General features: G+C 69.5%; 13 protein-coding genes and 1 pseudogene. 9 read left to right on the top strand and 5 right to left on the bottom strand.

Annotation, left to right across the window (positions count from 1 at the left end):
• Positions 1-157 precede the first annotated feature (157 nt).
• The 7 genes from CS062_RS16605 (at position 158) to CS062_RS16575 (ending at position 5,263) form a co-directional block, all read left to right on the top strand.
• On the top strand, positions 158-586 hold the full coding sequence (locus CS062_RS16605; protein ID WP_099862708.1) for a CopD family protein: 429 nt from the start codon (positions 158-160) through the stop codon (positions 584-586).
• 7 nt (positions 587-593) lie between these two features.
• The gene (locus CS062_RS16600) at positions 594-1,793 is read left to right on the top strand and encodes a VanZ family protein (protein WP_099862707.1); all 1,200 of its coding nucleotides are present in this window, start codon (positions 594-596) and stop codon (positions 1,791-1,793) included.
• Positions 1,793-2,125 carry a (2Fe-2S) ferredoxin domain-containing protein gene (locus CS062_RS16595; protein WP_091731244.1) on the top strand — a complete coding sequence of 111 codons (333 nt, stop codon included), beginning with the start codon at positions 1,793-1,795 and terminating at the stop codon, positions 2,123-2,125. Before CS062_RS16600 ends, CS062_RS16595 begins: the two co-directional genes overlap by 1 nt.
• Before the next feature lie 15 nt (positions 2,126-2,140).
• Positions 2,141-2,776: an alpha/beta hydrolase gene (locus tag CS062_RS16590; RefSeq protein WP_099862706.1), complete on the top strand. Its 636-nt coding sequence runs from the start codon at positions 2,141-2,143 to the stop codon at positions 2,774-2,776.
• A gap of 13 nt (positions 2,777-2,789) precedes the next feature.
• Positions 2,790-3,959 carry a D-alanyl-D-alanine carboxypeptidase family protein gene (locus tag CS062_RS16585; protein WP_099862705.1) on the top strand — a complete coding sequence of 390 codons (1,170 nt, stop codon included), beginning with the start codon at positions 2,790-2,792 and terminating at the stop codon, positions 3,957-3,959.
• Positions 3,960-4,066: 107 nt separating this feature from the next.
• Entirely contained in the window at positions 4,067-4,948 is an 882-nt protein-coding gene (locus CS062_RS16580) for a D-amino acid aminotransferase (protein ID WP_099862704.1), read from the top strand.
• 24 nt (positions 4,949-4,972) lie between these two features.
• A complete protein-coding gene (locus CS062_RS16575; RefSeq protein WP_099862703.1) occupies positions 4,973-5,263 on the top strand; it encodes a DUF493 family protein in 291 nt (96 codons plus the stop codon).
• On the opposite strand, the gene CS062_RS16570 is transcribed toward CS062_RS16575, so the two are convergent.
• Entirely contained in the window at positions 5,264-5,959 is a 696-nt protein-coding gene (locus CS062_RS16570; RefSeq protein ID WP_099862702.1) for a tetratricopeptide repeat protein, read from the bottom strand.
• Between the two features lie 68 nt (positions 5,960-6,027).
• Here CS062_RS16570 and lipB point away from each other — a divergent pair, with 68 nt between their 5' ends.
• Positions 6,028-6,696: a lipoyl(octanoyl) transferase LipB gene (lipB, locus tag CS062_RS16565; protein ID WP_099862701.1), complete on the top strand. Its 669-nt coding sequence runs from the start codon at positions 6,028-6,030 to the stop codon at positions 6,694-6,696.
• 31 nt (positions 6,697-6,727) lie between these two features.
• Positions 6,728-7,738, top strand: a complete 1,011-nt coding sequence (gene lipA, locus CS062_RS16560) for a lipoyl synthase (protein ID WP_099862700.1) — start codon at positions 6,728-6,730, stop codon at positions 7,736-7,738.
• A 90-nt stretch (positions 7,739-7,828) separates the two neighbouring features.
• Here the strand turns inward: lipA and CS062_RS16555 are convergent, their stop codons facing one another.
• The 4 genes and pseudogenes from CS062_RS16555 to CS062_RS26250 all read right to left on the bottom strand — a co-directional run.
• The gene (locus CS062_RS16555; protein ID WP_438270482.1) at positions 7,829-9,202 is read right to left on the bottom strand and encodes an efflux transporter outer membrane subunit; all 1,374 of its coding nucleotides are present in this window, start codon (positions 9,200-9,202) and stop codon (positions 7,829-7,831) included.
• Positions 9,203-9,340: 138 nt separating this feature from the next.
• Positions 9,341-12,517: a multidrug efflux RND transporter permease subunit gene (locus tag CS062_RS16550; protein WP_099862699.1), complete on the bottom strand. Its 3,177-nt coding sequence runs from the start codon at positions 12,515-12,517 to the stop codon at positions 9,341-9,343.
• Entirely contained in the window at positions 12,514-15,735 is a 3,222-nt protein-coding gene (locus tag CS062_RS16545; protein ID WP_099862725.1) for an MdtB/MuxB family multidrug efflux RND transporter permease subunit, read from the bottom strand. The genes CS062_RS16550 and CS062_RS16545 overlap by 4 nt, the downstream gene beginning before the upstream one ends.
• A gap of 25 nt (positions 15,736-15,760) precedes the next feature.
• Positions 15,761-16,003 (bottom strand): annotated as a pseudogene (locus CS062_RS26250) (hypothetical protein); the annotation flags it as partial.

Below are 16,003 nucleotides of genomic sequence, written 5' to 3'. Positions count from 1 at the left end.
GGCAGATCTGTTAAAGTCGCTCCTGAATGATAGCCGTTCGGCTGTCGTTCCCTGCTTTTCCTCCCTGAGCAGGAGCCTTAGCGTGATGACAGCGATAAGGCTTTCCGACCCCGGCTGTGAAGCCGGGGTTTTTTTTCGCGCCCTCCATAATGCCGTGATGCTCTGGATCAAAGCGCTTCACATCATTTTCGTCGCCGCGTGGTTCGCCGGCCTGTTCTACCTGCCACGGATCTTCGTGAACCTGGCCATGGTGCCCGCCGACAGCCACGCCGAACGTGAGCGGCTGCTGCTGATGGCCTTGAAGCTCTACCGCTTCAGCAGCGGGCTGATGCTGCTGGCGCTGCTCTTCGGCGGCATTCTCTGGCTTTATTACGGCATCGGTCGCGGCCCGGGCAATGGCTGGATGCATGCCAAGCTGGCGCTGGTGGTGGCGGTGATCGGCTACCACCACGTGTGCCGCGCCTTCCTGCGCAAGTTCGAGCTGATCGCCAACCGCCGCAGCCACAAGTGGTTCCGCGTGTTCAACGAGGTCTCGGTGCTGCTGTTCGCGGCGATCGTGATCCTGGTCGTCGTCAAGCCCTTCTGATCCCGTGATGCAGCGGCGCAGCTCCGCCACCTGGCTGGCCCTGTGCTACGCCGTGCTGGTGGTCTACGCCAGCCTCTACCCCTTCTGGCCCTGGCGAATGCCGCCGAGCCTGCCCTGGCCCGGCGTCATCGGCCTGCCCTGGCCACGCTACTGGGGCAGGTTCGACCTCTGGATCAACGTCGCCGGCTACTGGCCGCTGGGCCTGCTGTGCTTTTCCGCGGTGATCCGCAGCGGGGGCGGACTGTGGCGCGCGTTGCTGCTGACGCTGGTCGGGCTTCCGCTGCTCTCGTTCGCGATGGAGACGCTGCAGTACTTCCTGCCCGGGCGGGTGCCGTCGCTCGCGGACTTCCTGCTCAACAGCGCCGGCGCCTGGCTGGGCGCGCTCTGCGCCTGGATCGTGCTACGGCTGAATGGCCTGGCGCGCTGGAACGGCTGGCGCGAGCGCTGGTTCGTGCCTCACAGCGCCGGCGCGCTGGCGCTGCTGGCGCTGTGGCCGGTCGGGCTGCTGTATCCGGCACCGCTGCCGCTGGGCCTGGGACAACTGTTGCCGCGCCTGCGTGAATGGGCGGAGCTGCTGCTCGAGAACACGCCCTGGGAACTGGTGCCCAAGGAGCTCGCCGACGACCCGCCGCTGCCGCCCGGGCTGGAGGCGATCGCCATCGCGATGGGTTTGCTTGCCCCGTGCCTGCTGGCCCTGTCGGTGGCTCGGCCGGGTCGGCAGCGCGCGGTGCTGATCCTCGGCGCGGTGGCGATCGGCGTGACGACCACGGCCTGGTCGACGCTGCTGAATTTCGGGCCCGACCATGCCTGGGCCTGGCTGACGCCGACGACCGAGCCCGGCCTGATCGCCGGCGGCGTGCTGGCGTTGCTGGCGGCGTTCATGTCCCGGCGGGCCAATGCCGCCTGGGGCCTGGTGGTGCTGACCGCCCTGATCGCGCTGATGGCCGAGGCCCCGTCCGACCCCTACCTGCTGGAGAGCCTGCAGTTCTGGGAGCAGGGGCGCTTCGTCAACCTGTACGGCCTGGCGCAATGGGTGGGCTGGCTGTGGCCCTTCGCGGCGCTGGCCTGGCTGCTGTACGGGGTCACGCAGAGCGACCGGCCGCCACCGCCCGGGTCGCCGCCGGGCGGGCGCTCTGAAGGACAAGCAGGTCGTGACGGAACGCACGAACGGCCGGTCGGTGGAAACCCTGAAACTACAATCCCGTGATGAGCTCCACCAGCTACTACCAACGCCACATCTTCTTCTGCCTGAACCAGCGCGAGGGCGAGAACGCGTGCCTGCAGCACGACGCTCAGGCGGCCTTCGACCACTGCAAGCAGCGCGTCAAAGCGGAGAAACTCGCCGGCAAGGGCGGCGTGCGGGTGAACAAGGCGGGCTGCCTGGACCGCTGCGCCGGCGGGCCGGTGGCGGTGGTGTATCCGGACGCGGTCTGGTACTCCTTCGTCGACAACAGCGACATCGACGAGATCGTCGAGCGCCATCTCAAGCATGGCGAGGTCGTGGAGCGCCTGGTGCTGGACGATTCGGTCGGCCGCTGAGCGGGAGCTTCCTCGATGAATGCACAGACCCAGCGCCGGCAGATCGCCGGCCTCGCCGGCGAGATCGAATGCGCCATCGATGAACCCGCGGTCGACGCGGGCCCGCTGCGCGGCGTGGTGGTGATCTGCCATCCCAATCCGACGCAGGGCGGCACGATGGACAACAAGGTGGTGCAGACGATCGCGCGTGCCTTCGTGCACCTCGGCTATCGCACCGTGCGCTTCAACTTCCGCGGCATCGGCAAGTCGCAGGGCGGCTGGGACGAGGGCCGCGGCGAGGTCGACGACGCGCTGGCCGTGGTCGCCGCCTTCCGCGACGCGGCGCTGCCGCTGGCCCTGGCGGGCTTCTCGTTCGGCGGCTTCGTCGCCTCGCAGGCGGCGCTGCGGCTCGAGCAGCCGGCCGAGCGCCTGCTGCTGGTCGGTCCGGCCGCCAGCCGCTTCGGCGTGGCGACGGTGCCGGCCGACACCGTCGTGATCCACGGCGAACAGGACGATGTGGTGCCGCTGAGCGCGGTGCTGGACTGGGCGCGCCCGCAGGCGCTGCCGGTCATCGTGGTGCCCGGTGTCGGGCATTTCTTCCATGGGCAGTTGCCGCTGCTCAAGAACCTCGTGCTGCGCAGCTGGCATGCCGTCGGCGAAGCGCGCGCCTAAGGATTTCCCTCGAATGAAACGCTTCCTCGCTTCCCTGGCCCTCGGCGTGGGCCTGTCCAGCTTCGTGATGGTGACCGGCGCGTCCGCGCAGGCCCCGACGCCGCCCGAGATCGCGGCCCGCAACTTCGTCCTGCTGGACCTGACCACGAACCAGACGCTCGCCGAGCGCGATGCCGACACGCCGCAGGATCCCGCGTCGCTGACCAAGCTGATGACGGCCTACATCGTCTTCGACGCGCTCAAGGCCAAGCGCCTGACGCTGGAGCAGACGCTGACCGTGTCCAAGCGCGCCTGGGATGAACGCAAGGGCGATCCGTCGCTGATGTTCATCGACACGACGATGACGCCCAAGGTCGACGAGCTGATCCGCGGGATGATCATCCAGTCGGGCAACGACGCCTCGGTCGCGCTGGCCGAAGGCGTGGGCGGCACCGTCGAGCAGTTCGTTGCGATGATGAACAAGCAGGCGCAGGCCTGGGGCCTGAAGAACACCTCGTTCAAGAACGTCACCGGCATCACCGAGCCGGGCCACAAGACGAGCGCGCGCGACATCGCGGTCATCTTCTCGCATGTGATCCAGGACTTCCCGCAGTACTACGCCGAGTACTACTCCAAGCGCGAGTACACCTTCAACAAGATCCGCCAGTCCAACCGCAACATGCTGCTGGGCCGCGATCCGTCGGTGGACGGCGGCAAGACCGGCTACACCGATGCCGCCGGCTACTGCCTGGCCGCCAGCGCCCAGCGCGACGTGCCCAACGGCAAGCGCCGCCTGCTCAGCGTGGTGATGGGCACGGCCTCCAAAGAGGCCCGCGCGACGGAGAGCCAGAAGCTGCTGAACTGGGGCTATTCGGCCTTCGACGCGGTGCGCCTGTTCGAGAAGAACCAGCCCATCACCACGGTGAAGGTCTGGAAGGGCGCGGTGCCGGAAGCCAAGCTGGGCGCGGCGGACGCGGTGTTCGTCGCGGTGCCGCGCGGCGAGGGCGGCAAGCTCAAGACCGACATCCAGCGCACCGATCCGCTGGTCGCGCCGCTGGCGCTGAACCAGCGCGTGGGCACCCTGAAGGTGACGACCGCGGGCGGCGCACCGGTGGCCGAGGTGCCGCTGGTGGTGCAGCAGGAGGTGCCGCTGGCCGGCATCTTCGGCCGCGCCTGGGACGCGATCCGTCTCTGGATCAAGTAAGCCCCGCCTGGTCCCGGCCGCCAAGGCCCCTCGCTTGCCGGGGTTGGCGCGCCGGGCCGGCGGCGTACAGTCGACGGCTTGGGCGTGACCACTTGCGGGAGCCACCGATGACGATGCCCTGGACCGACCTGCCCTGCTACCTGAACGGCCACCTTGGCCGGCTCGGCGATGCCCGGGTGCCGGTGATGGATCGCGGCTTTCTGTTCGGCGATGGCGTCTACGAGGCCATCCCGGTCTACGGCCGGCGCCTGTTCCGGGTCGACGACCACCTCGACCGCCTCGGACGCAGCCTGAAGGCGCTGCGGATCGAGGATCCGTATGAGCGCGAGGCCTGGCTGGACCTGTTCCGCAGCCTGGTGGCCCACCTGCCGGAGGTCGAGGACCAGGCGATCTACCTGCAGGTCACGCGCGGCGTCGCGCCGCGCGGCCATGCGATGCCCAGGGACCTGGAGCCGACGGTGCTCGTCTACACGCAGCCGATGCAGGCGCTGACGCCCGAGCAGCGCCATCAGGGCTTGAGCTGCGTGACGGCCCGCGACTTCCGCTGGCAGCGCGGCGACATCAAGAGCATCTCGCTGCTGGGCAACGTGCTGGCGCGCCAGGTGGCGGTCGACCAGGGCGCCGACGAGACGCTGCTGATCCGCGACGGCTACCTGACCGAAGGCTCCAGCAGCAACGTCTGGATCGTGCGCGACGGCGCGCTGCTGACGCCGCCGCCCGGCGAGGCGCTGCTGGAGGGCGTGCGGGTGCGGTTGCTGCAGGAGCTGTGCGAGGAACTCGGCGTCGCCTGCAACCTGCGGCCGATCGCGGAGACCGAGTTGCCCACCGCGGACGAGATCCTGCTGACCTCCGCCAGCAAGGAGGTGGCCCCGGTCACGCGACTGGACCGCGAGCCGGTCGGTCACGGCGCGCTGCGCGGCAAGCCGGGGCCGGTCTACGCGAAGCTCCATGAGGCGTACCAGCGGGCCAAGCGCTTGCAAAGCCTGTGAGCATCCCCATTTGGATTCCCCATCATGACCTCGTTCACCAACGCCCCGATCCCGCCCGAGCAGTCGCTCATCGAGTACCCGTCGCGCTTCCCCATCAAGGTGATGGGCGCGCATGTGGAAGGCTTCGTCGAGGCGATCGTGAGCGTCGCCCGGCAGTTCGACCCCGGCTTCGATGCGTCCACCGTCGAGCAGCGCCCGAGCAAGGGCGGCAACTACCTCGGCCTGACCATCACCGTCACCGCGACCAGCCGCGAGCAGCTGGACGAGCTCTATCGCACACTGACCACCCACCCGATGGTCAAGGTCGTCCTGTAATCAGATCGTCCCCGCGCTGGCCGCGAGCTCCGCGTCGATCGCCTGGCGCTTGAACGGCGCCGCGTCGTCGCCATTGCGCGCGGCGGCGTCGTACCAGTAGCGCGCCAGACGCAGGTCCTTCTCCACGCCCAGGCCCCGCTCGTACATCGACGCGATCAGGTACTGCGCGCCCACATCGCCCGCCTTGGCCGCCTCCCGGTACCACTGCGCGGCGAGCGGGAAATCCTTCTCCGCGCCCCGACCCAGGTAGAACGCCGTGGCCACGGCGACCTGCGCGTCCACGCTGCCATGTTCCGCCGCCTTCAGGTACCAGGCCTGGGCCTGGACCAGATCCGGCTTGCCGCCGATGCCCTGCTCGTGGAACTCGCCCAGCGACAGCGCCGCGCGCACCAGGCCTCGCTCGGCCGCGCGCTCCAGCAGGCGCCTGGCCAGGTGAGCGTCGGGCTTGGGCACCTCGCCGCGGATGTGCATCATCGCCAGGTTGTAGTCGCCCAGCGCGAGTCCCTGCCTGGACAACTGCTGGAACTGCCGCTCCGCGCCGCGCAGATCGCCGCGCTCATAAGTCGCGAGCGCCTGATCGAGCGTGACCGTCGCCGGGGCCGTCGCGGCCTGGACCGTGAGCGGGCCGGTCGCCAGCGGCAGCGCCAGGGGAAGGGAGATGGCCAAGGTGGCGAGGGCCGCCGGAAGACGTCGCATGGTGGGGCTCCTGGTGCTGAATGTCCCGATGCGGCCGATGCTAGGTCCATCGCGGCTAGCATGCCGGCATGCTGATCAAGACCCTGGGCCGCGTCGACTATGCGGCCACGCTCGATGCGATGCGCGCCTTCACCGACGCGCGCGGTCCGGAGACGCCGGACGAGCTCTGGCTCTGCGAATTCGACCCCGTCTACACCCAGGGCCTGGCGGGTCAGGCCGACCATGTGCTCGACGCCCGGGGCATTCCCATCGTCCAGACCAACCGCGGCGGGCAGGTCACGTACCACGGGCCGGGACAGGTGGTCGCCTATCCGCTGGTCGACCTGAAGCGGCTGGGCATCTTCGTCAAGGAATACGTCTTCCGCCTGGAAACCGCCGTGATCCAGACGCTGGACGGCTTCGGCGTGACCGGCCATCGGGTGGCCGGCGCACCGGGCATCTACGTGCGACTGGACGACCCCGCGGCGCATGCCGCCCTGACCGGACCGGCCGATCCGACCGACCCATTCCGGGGGCTGGGCAAGGTCGCGGCGCTGGGCATCAAGATCAGCCGGCACTGCACGTACCACGGCGTCGCGCTCAATGTGGCGATGGACCTGAAGCCCTTCCTGGGCATCAATCCGTGCGGGTACGCAGGGCTCCAGACGGTGGACCTCGGTACACTCGGGGTTTTCACGGACTGGGCCACGGTGGCCCAGCGGTTCGCTGAGCGGCTCGCCGCGCAGCTGGAACCCTGAGGCTCGAACCCCGGAACCGAAAGAGCGCCCGATGGCAACCGAGAACGTCACCCACGAAGCCAAGAGCGCGTCCGAATACGACGCGACCGCCAAGCAGAAGGCGCAAGCCAAGACGGCACGGATCCCGATCAAGATCATCCCGGCCGAGCAGCTCAAGAAGCCGGACTGGATCCGGGTGAAGGCCGGCAGCCCGTCGACACGCTTCTACGAGATCAAGCAGATCCTGCGTGAGCACAAGCTGCACACCGTGTGCGAAGAGGCCTCCTGCCCCAACATCGGCGAGTGCTTCGGCAAGGGCACCGCGACCTTCATGATCATGGGCGACAAGTGCACCCGGCGCTGCCCGTTCTGCGATGTCGGCCACGGCCGGCCGGATCCGCTGGACGTCGACGAGCCGCTGAACCTGGCCAAGACGATCGCCGCGCTGAAGCTGAGCTACGTGGTGATCACGAGCGTGGACCGCGACGACCTGCGCGACGGCGGCGCCGGCCACTTCGCCGAGTGCATCCGCAAGGTGCGCGAGCTGAGTCCGACGACGCAGATCGAGGTGCTGGTGCCCGACTTCCGCGGCCGCATGGACCGTGCGCTGGACATCCTGAAGGCGGCACCGCCGGACGTGATGAACCACAACCTGGAAACCGCCCCGCGCCTGTACAAGGAAGCGCGCCCGGGCTCGGACTACCAGTTCAGCCTGAACCTGCTCAAGCGCTTCAAGGAAGAAGTGCCCGGCGTGCCGACCAAGAGCGGCATCATGGTCGGCCTGGGCGAGACCGACGAGGAGATCCTCCAGGTCATGCGCGACATGCGAGCCCACGACATCGACATGATCACGATCGGCCAGTACCTGGCGCCGTCGGGTCACCACCTGCCGGTGCGTCGCTATGTCCACCCGGACACCTTCAAGATGTTGGAGGAAGAGGCCTACAAGATGGGCTTCACCCATGCGGCGGTGGGCGCGATGGTGCGCTCCAGCTACCACGCCGACCAGCAGGCCCATGCCGCGCTCGAGAAGGTGGAAGCGGAGAAGGCCTCGGCGGCTTGAGTCGCTGGCGGCGCGGCGCGGTGAACGCGCCAAATGAACGACGGCTCCCGAGGGAGCCGTCTTCTTTTCCTGCTGACGCCGCCGTGGGGCTCAGGCCGGCGCCCATTTCCCCGCGACGTTCTTCAGCAGCAGACTGACCGCCGCCAGTTGCCGGTTGCGCACCGACAGCAGCGACGCCTCCGCGGTGAACGCGCTGTTCTGCGCGGTCGTGACCTCCAGGAAGGACACCGTGCCTGCGCGGTACTGGTCGGTGACCAGCGCCAGGTTGCGCTGCGCCGCATCCACGGCCTCCGCTTGCAGCCGGGCCTCCTCGCGCAGGTGGCTCGCGAGGATCAGGTTGTCCTCGACCTCCTGCAGCGCGGTGAGCACCGTCTGCCGGTAGGTGGAGGTCGCGACCTCCGCGCTCGTGCGGGCCTGCGCGCTCGCCAGCTTGCGCTGGCCGCCGTCGAAGATCGCCTGCGCCAGCGAGGGGCCGAGTGACCAGAACAGGTTGGGCGCCGACAGCAGATTGCTGAGCGTGCTGCCGCGGTAGCCACCGCTCCCCGACAGGGTCAACGACGGGAAATACGCCGCGTCGGCCACGCCGATCTGTGCGTAGGCCGACGCCACCCGGCGCTGCGCCGCCGCGATGTCGGGCCGGCGCTCCAGCAGTTGCGACGGCAGCATCGTCGGGACCTCGGGGGGCGTGGGCAGCGCGGCACTCTTCGAGAGGTCCAGCGCCGACGGCGGCAAGCCGAGCAGCACCGCGATCGCATGCTCCAGCTGGGCGCGCGTGGAGCGCGTCTCGAGCAGCTGCGCCTGTGCCGAGCGCAGCTGCGTCTGCGCCTGCAGCACATCGCTGCGCGCGGCCACGCCGCTCTGGTAGCGCGCCTGGGTCAGGTCCAGGAAGCGCTGATAGGCCTGCACGCTGCGGTCGTACAGCGCTTCCTGCGCCTCCGCGGTGCGCAGCGAGAAGTAGGTCTGCGCCAGCGTCGCCTGCGCGCTCAGCCGCGCCGCCGCCAGGTCATCCGCCGTCGCCTGCAGCGTCGCGCCGGCGCCTTCGCTGGCCAGGCGCAGCCGGCCCCACAGGTCCGGCTCCCAGCTGGCAGTGAGCGACGCCTGCACGCTGTTGGTCGGGCCACGGTTGATCGTCCCGTTGCTGACGTTCCCATCCGGACTCGCGCTGCGCGTGCCCGACAAGCCGACCGACAGCGTCGGGAACAGCGCCGAGCGGCTCGCCTCCAGCGCCGCGCGCGCGCCGGCCACCTGGGCCACCGCGGCCTTCAGGTTCTCGTTGCCGATCACCAGGCGGTGCTGGAGGTCGTTCAGCACCGCATCGTCGAACAGCGTCCACCACTGTTCCGGCACCGGTTCCGCGGAAGCGGGCCGGGCCTGCTTCCACAGCGCGTCCTCCTTGTACTGGGCCGGGGCCTGCAACGGCGCCGGCGGATCCACGCGCGTCACCGCGCAGCCGCTCATCAGCATCGTCAGCGCGAGCAGCGCCGCCCCGGCGGCGGCCGTCAGCCGGTGGCCCGAGGCGCGCTGCCCGGTCGCGCGCTCGTGCGGCAGCGGGGGCGTCGCGGGGGAGAGTGAGAGGCTCGTGGTCATCGCGGTCGGCATGTCTCAGCCCTGCAGGGTCGGAGCCGCGGGCGGCTCGGGATTCATCGGGGGCGCGTCGTGCGGCGGCTGGGCGGCCCCGGCGGCGCGCTTCGCCGCGCGGCGTCGCATCGCACGCTGGCGCAGCCGCTCCATCATCACGAACACGACCGGCGTCGTGTACAGCGTCAGCAACTGGCTCAGGATCAGGCCGCCGACGATCGCGATGCCCAGCGGCTTGCGGAGTTCCGCGCCGTCGCCGCTGCCGATGGCCAGCGGCACCGCGCCGAAGATCGCCGCGAAGGTCGTCATCAGGATCGGCCGCAGCCGCAGCTTGGCCGCGCGGAAGATCGCAGCGCCCGCCGTCAGGTGCGCCGTCGTGCGCTGCCGCGCGATGGCGAAGTCGATCATCATGATCGCGTTCTTCTTCACGATGCCGATCAGCAGGATCACGCCGATCAACGCGATGATCGAGAACTCGGTGTTGAACATCATCAGCGCCAGCAGCGCGCCCACGCCCGCCGACGGCAGCGTCGACAGGATGGTCACCGGATGCACGAGGCTCTCGTAGAGCATGCCCAGCACCAGGTAGATCGCGACGATGGCCGCGCCGATCAGGATGGGTTGCGACTTGAGCGCATCCTGGAAAGCATTGGCGGTGCCCGCGAAGGTCCCTCGCATCGACACCGGGACGCCCAGCTCCGCCATCGCGTTGTTGATCGCGTCGGTCGCCTGCGACAGGGACACGCCCTCGGGCAGGTTGAAGCTGATCGTCGAGGCCGGCGTGCCGCTCTGATGGTTCACCGACAGCGGCGTGTTGGTCGTCTCGAAGCGGCTGAACGCCGACAGCGGCACCTGCGCGCCGGCACTGCTGGTCACGTAGAGCTTGCGCAGCGTCTCCGGTCCCTGCAGGTACTCCGGCGCGAGCTCCATCACCACGCGGTACTGGTTCAGCGGGTTGTAGATCACGCCGACCTGGCGCTGGCCGAAGGCGTTGTTCAGCGTCGTGTCGATGGTGCTGACAGTGATGCCCAGCCGGGCCGCGGCGTCGCGGTCGATCACCAGCGAGGTCTGCATGCCCTTGTCCTGCTGATCGGTGTTGACGTCGGTCAGTTCGGGCAGGTTGGACAGGGCATTGCGCACCCGCGGTTCCCATTCGCGCAGCACCGCCAGGTCGTCCGCCTGCAGCGTGTACTGGTATTGCGCGTTGGCCTGCCGGCCACCGATGCGGATGTCCTGCACCGGCACCAGGAAGAGGTTGGCGCCAGGCTCGTGCGCCATCTTGTCGCGCAGCCGGTTCACGACCTGGTCGGCCGTGACCTGGCGTTCCTTCAGCGGCTTGAGGGTGATGTAGAAGTTGGCCGAGTTGCGCTGCCCGCCGCCGGTGTTGCCGTTGACGTTCTGCACCGCCGGATCCGACAGGATGATCTCCATGAAGCGGTCCACCCGCTTGCGCATCATCTCGAAGGAGCTGCCCTGGTCGGCCTGCACGCCGCCGATGAGCACGCCGGTGTCCTGCTGCGGGAAGAAGGTCTTGGGGATCACGCCGTACAGGTGCACGTTCAAGGCGATCACCGCCACCAGCGAGAGCAGGGCCACCGGCTGGTGACGCAGCGTCCACATCAGCGAGCGCCGGTAGCCTCGCGCCAGCGCGCGGTTGAAGCGGCCCGCCGCGCGCGCGAGCCGGCCCTGGGGCCGAGGCGCCGCGCCGGGCGCCGGCTCCTGGCGGGCCCGGAGCACCCGCGAGGCCATCATCGGTGTCGTCGTCAGCGACACCACCATCGACACCAGGATGGACGCCGACAGCACCACCGCGAACTCCCGGAACAGCCGTCCCACGACGCCGCCCATCAGCAGGATGGGAATGAACACCGCCACCAGCGACAGGCTGATCGAGATCACGGTGAAGCCGATCTCGCGCGCGCCGCGCAGCGCGGCCTCGACCGGCGTCAGGCCCTGCTCGATGTAGCGGGTGATGTTCTCGAGCACCACGATCGCATCGTCGACGACGAAGCCGGTGGCCACCGTCAGCGCCATCGCCGAAAGGTTGTCCAGGCTGTAGCCGCAGAGGTACATCACGCCGAAGGTGCCGGCCAGCGAGACCGGCACCGCCACCGCCGGCAGCAGCGTCGCGCGCCAGCTGCGCAGGAACAGCAGCACCACCAGGATCACCAGCCCGACCGCGATCGCCATCGCGCGCTGCACCTCGTCCAGCGAGGCCCGGATCGTCGGCGTGCGGTCGCTGATGACCTTGAGCTCGATCGCGGGCGGGATCGAGGCCTGGAGCCGCGGCAGCAGTTCGCGCACATGGGCGACGGTCTCGATGATGTTGGCGCCCGGCTCCTTCTGGATGAACAGCAGGATCGCCGGCTGGCCGTTGGAGGCGCCGTAGTTGCGCACGTCCTGCACCGAGTCGGTGACCTCGGCCACGTCGCGCAGCCGCAGCGCCGCGCCGTCGCGGTAGGACAGCACCACCGGCGCGTACTCCGCGGCGGAGCGGGCCTGGTCGTTGGCGCCGACCTGCCAGTAGCGGCCACCCTCTTCGACTGCGCCCTTGGGCCGGTTCGCGTTGGTGTTGGTGATGGCCTGGCGCACCTGGTCCAGGGCGATGCCGTTGGCCGCCAGCTTGTCCGGATTGAGCTCGACGCGCACCGCCGGCAGCGCGCCGCCGCCGACGTTGACCTGGCCGACACCATCCACCTGGGCCAGCCGCTGGGCGAGCACCGTGGACGCGGTGTCGTACATCTGGCCGCGGGTCAGCGTCTTCGAGGTCAGCGCCAGGATCATGATCGGCGCGTCCGCCGGATTGACCTTGCGGTAGGTCGGATTGCTGGGCATGCCGGAGGGCAACAGCGTGCGCGCCGCGTTGATCGCCGCCTGCACGTCGCGCGCGGCGCCGTTGATGTCGCGGCTCAGGTCGAACTGCAGCGTCACGTTGCTCGAGCCCAGCGACGAACGCGAGGTGATCTCGGTCACGCCGGCGATGCTGCCGAGCGCGCGCTCCAGCGGCGTGGCCACGGTCGCGGCCATCGTGTCGGGGCTGGCGCCGGGCAGCGAGGCGGACACCGAGATCGTCGGGAAGTCCACCTGCGGCAGCGGCGCGATCGGCAGGAAGTGATAGCCCAGCATCCCCGCCAGCGCGATGCCGATCGTGATCAGCGTCGTCGCGACCGGGCGTGCGATGAAGGGGGCCGAGATGTTCATCGCAGGTCTCCGCCCGGGCCCACCGGACCGACCGGTCCCGCCGGGTCCGCGACCTGCGGCGCGTCGGGGCCGCGCTCGGCCTCGGCCTGGCGCGTCTGGCGGCGTGCGTCGCGATGCTCGCGCCAGCGCAGCGACAGCCGCGCGAAGCCCAGATAGATCACCGGCGTGGTGAACAGCGTCAGCAACTGGCTCACGATCAGCCCGCCGACCATGGTGACTCCCAGCGGGTGTCGCAGTTCATGGCCCACGCCGGTGCCCAGCATCAGCGGGAGGGCGCCGAGCAGCGCAGCCATCGTGGTCATCAGGATCGGACGGAAGCGCAGCAGCGAGGCCTGGTGGATCGCCGCGCGCGGGTCCAGCCCCTGCTCGCGCTCCGCCTCGAGCGCGAAGTCGATCATCATGATCGCGTTCTTCTTCACGATGCCGATCAGCAGCACGATGCCGATGATCGCGATGATTCCCAGGTCCAGTCCGCCGATCAGCAGCGCCAGCAGCGCGCCCACGCCGGCCGAGGGCAGCGTCGACAGGATGGTCACCGGATGGATGTAGCTCTCGTAGAGCACGCCCAGCACGATGTACATCGTGACCACCGCGGCCAGGATCAGGAACAGCGTGCTGGACAGCGAGTTGCTGAACGCCTCCGCCGCGCCCTGGAAGCTGGTCTCGACGCTGATGGGCAGGTCGAGCCTGGCCTGCTCCGCCTTGATCGCCTGCACCGCGTCGCCCAGCGCGACGCCGGGCGGCAGGTTGAACGAGATCGTCGCGGCGGGGAACTGCGCCACATGGTTGATCGCCAGCGCGGCCGGGCGCTCGACGATCTGCGCCACCGAGCTCAGCGGTACCTGCACCGTCGTGGTGGTCGCCGTGCCGGTCGCGCCGGTCGTCGTCGTGCTGCCCGGCACGTACAGACCTTCGAGCGCGCGCGGGCCGCTGCGGAATTCTGGCGCCGCCTCCAGCACCACGCGGTACTGGCTGGCCTGGGTGTAGATCGTCGAGATCAGCCGCTGGCCGAAGGCGTTGTAGAGCGCGGTGTCGATCGAGGCGACCGTGACGCCGAGCCGGCCGGCCGCCTCGCGGTCGATCTGCACCCAGGCCTGCAGGCCCTGGTTCTGCAGGTCGCTGGCGACGTCGGCCAGCTGCGGCAGCTGCTTGAGCCGCTCCAGCAGCGCGTCGTTGGCCTTCTGCAGGTCGGTCGAGTCCGGCGAGCTCAGCAGGAACTGGTACTGCGTCTTCGAGACGCGGTCCTCGATGGTCAGGTCCTGGACCGGCTGCATGTAGGCGGTGATGCCGGGCACCTGGCGGTTCAGGTCATTGAGCCGCGCGATGACCTCCGATGCCGAGGCGCTGCGCTGAGCGAAGGGCTTCAGCGTGATCTGCATGCGGCCGGTATTGAGCGAGGCGTTCGCGCCGTCCACGCCGATGAAGGAGGCGATGTGGTCGACATCGGGATCCTTCAGGAAGACCTCGGCGAGCTTCTGCTGCCGCTCGCTCATCGCGTCGAAGGAGGTGCTCTGCGTCGCCTCGGTGATCACTTGCAACAGGCCGGTGTCCTGCACCGGGAAGAAGCCCTTGGGCACGACGACATACAGCAGCGCGGTCAGTCCCAGCGTGGCGGCGAAGCCCAGCAGCGTCAGCACCGGGCGGTCGAGCACCCAGTCCAGGCCGCGGCCATAGGCCCGGATCATCGCGTCGAACCGCTCGCCGAACCAGTTGCCGAGCCGCGAGTGCTTCTGCTCGGTCTCCGGCTTCAGCAGCCGCGCGCTCATCATCGGCGTCAGCGTCAGCGAGACGAAGGCCGAGATCAGGATGGCCACCGCCAGCGTGATCGCGAATTCATGGAACAGCCGGCCGACGACATCGCCCATGAACAGCAGCGGGATCAGCACCGCGATCAGCGAGACCGTCAGCGAGATGATGGTGAAGCCGATCTGCCGCGAGCCCTTGAAGGCCGCCTCCATCGGCGAGTCGCCTTCCTCGACGTAGCGGGCGATGTTCTCGATCATCACGATCGCGTCGTCGACGACGAAGCCGGTCGAGATGGTCAGCGCCATCAGCGTCAGGTTGTTGATCGAGAAGCCGGCCAGGTACATCACGCCGAAGGTGCCCACCAGCGACAGCGGCACCGCCACGCTGGGGATCAGCGTGGCGCTGCCGCTGCGCAGGAAGAGGAAGATCACCGCCACCACCAGCGCGATGGCGAGCAGCAGCTCGATCTCGGTGTCGTCGACCGAGGCGCGGATCGTGGTGGTGCGATCGGCCAGGATCCGCACGTCGACGGAGGCGGGCAGCGTGCCCTGCAGCTTGGGCAGCAGCGCCTTCACCCGGTCCACCGTCTGGATCACGTTGGCGCCGGGCTGGCGCTGCACGTTCAGGATCACGCCCGGCGTCGTGTCGGCCCAGGCGGCCAGGCGCAGGTTCTCGGCATCGTCGACGATCTCGGCGACATCGCTCAGCCGCAGCGGGTTGCCGTTCTTCCAGGCAATGATCAGGTTCTGGTACTCGGCGGCGGAGCGCAGCTGGTCGTTGGCATCGATGGTCGAGGCGCGCTGCGCGCCGTCGAAGCTGCCCTTGGCCTGGTTGACGTTGGCCGAGGCGATGGCGCTGCGCACGTCGTCCAGCGACAGCCCCAGCGCGGCCAGCGCGCTCGGGTTGGCCTGGATGCGCACCGCCGGCCGGCGGCCCCCCGCGATGCTCACCAGGCCCACCCCGTCGACCTGCGACAGCTTGGGCGCGAGGCGGTTCTCCACCAGGTCATGCACCTTGATGACCGGCAGGGAAGGCGACGTCACCGCGATCGTCATCACCGGCGCGTCGGCCGGGTTCACCTTGCTGTAGACCGGCGGCATCGGCAGGTCGCTGGGCAGCAGGTTGGAGCCGGCGTTGATCGCGGCCTGCACCTCCTGCTCGGCCACGTCCAGCGAGAGGCCCAGCGAGAAGCGCAGCGTGATCACCGAGGCGCCGCCCGAGCTCGACGAGGTCATCTGCCCCAGTCCCGGCATCTGGCCGAACTGCCGCTCCAGGGGCGCGGTGACGGTGGTGGAGATGACGTCGGGACTCGCCCCCGGGTAGAGCGTCGTGACCTGGATGGTGGGGTAGTCGACCTCGGGCAGCGCCGACAGCGGCAGCAGCCGGTAGGCCAGCAGGCCGGCCAGGAGGATGGCCACCATCAGCAGCGAGGTCGCGACCGGCCGCTCGATGAAGGGACGGGACGGGTTCATGGCCATGGCCTTGCCCTCGTCGCGATCAGCGGTCGCTGCCGGAGGCGGCCTGGCGCTTGGCGCGTTCGGCGCGCCGCTCGGCGATCCAGGCGTCCCGCTCGGCGGGGCTCATCTTCATGACCTTGTCCTGCAGATCCGGCGGCAGGCGGTCCAGCCAGGCCGGGCGCTCCCCGCCGGACTGGGCCGCGTCGTTGCGCGCCTCGGCCGTCGGCGCGCGCAGCGCTGCGTCGGCCGGATTGCCGCTGTCGCCTGGCGCTGCGGAGGTGCC

It is taken from the genome of Roseateles chitinivorans (assembly GCF_002761755.1).
Taxonomy (GTDB): domain Bacteria; phylum Pseudomonadota; class Gammaproteobacteria; order Burkholderiales; family Burkholderiaceae_C; genus Roseateles; species Roseateles chitinivorans.
Note: the sequence above shows the minus strand (reverse complement) of the source record. Positions and strands in the feature narration are given on the sequence as shown.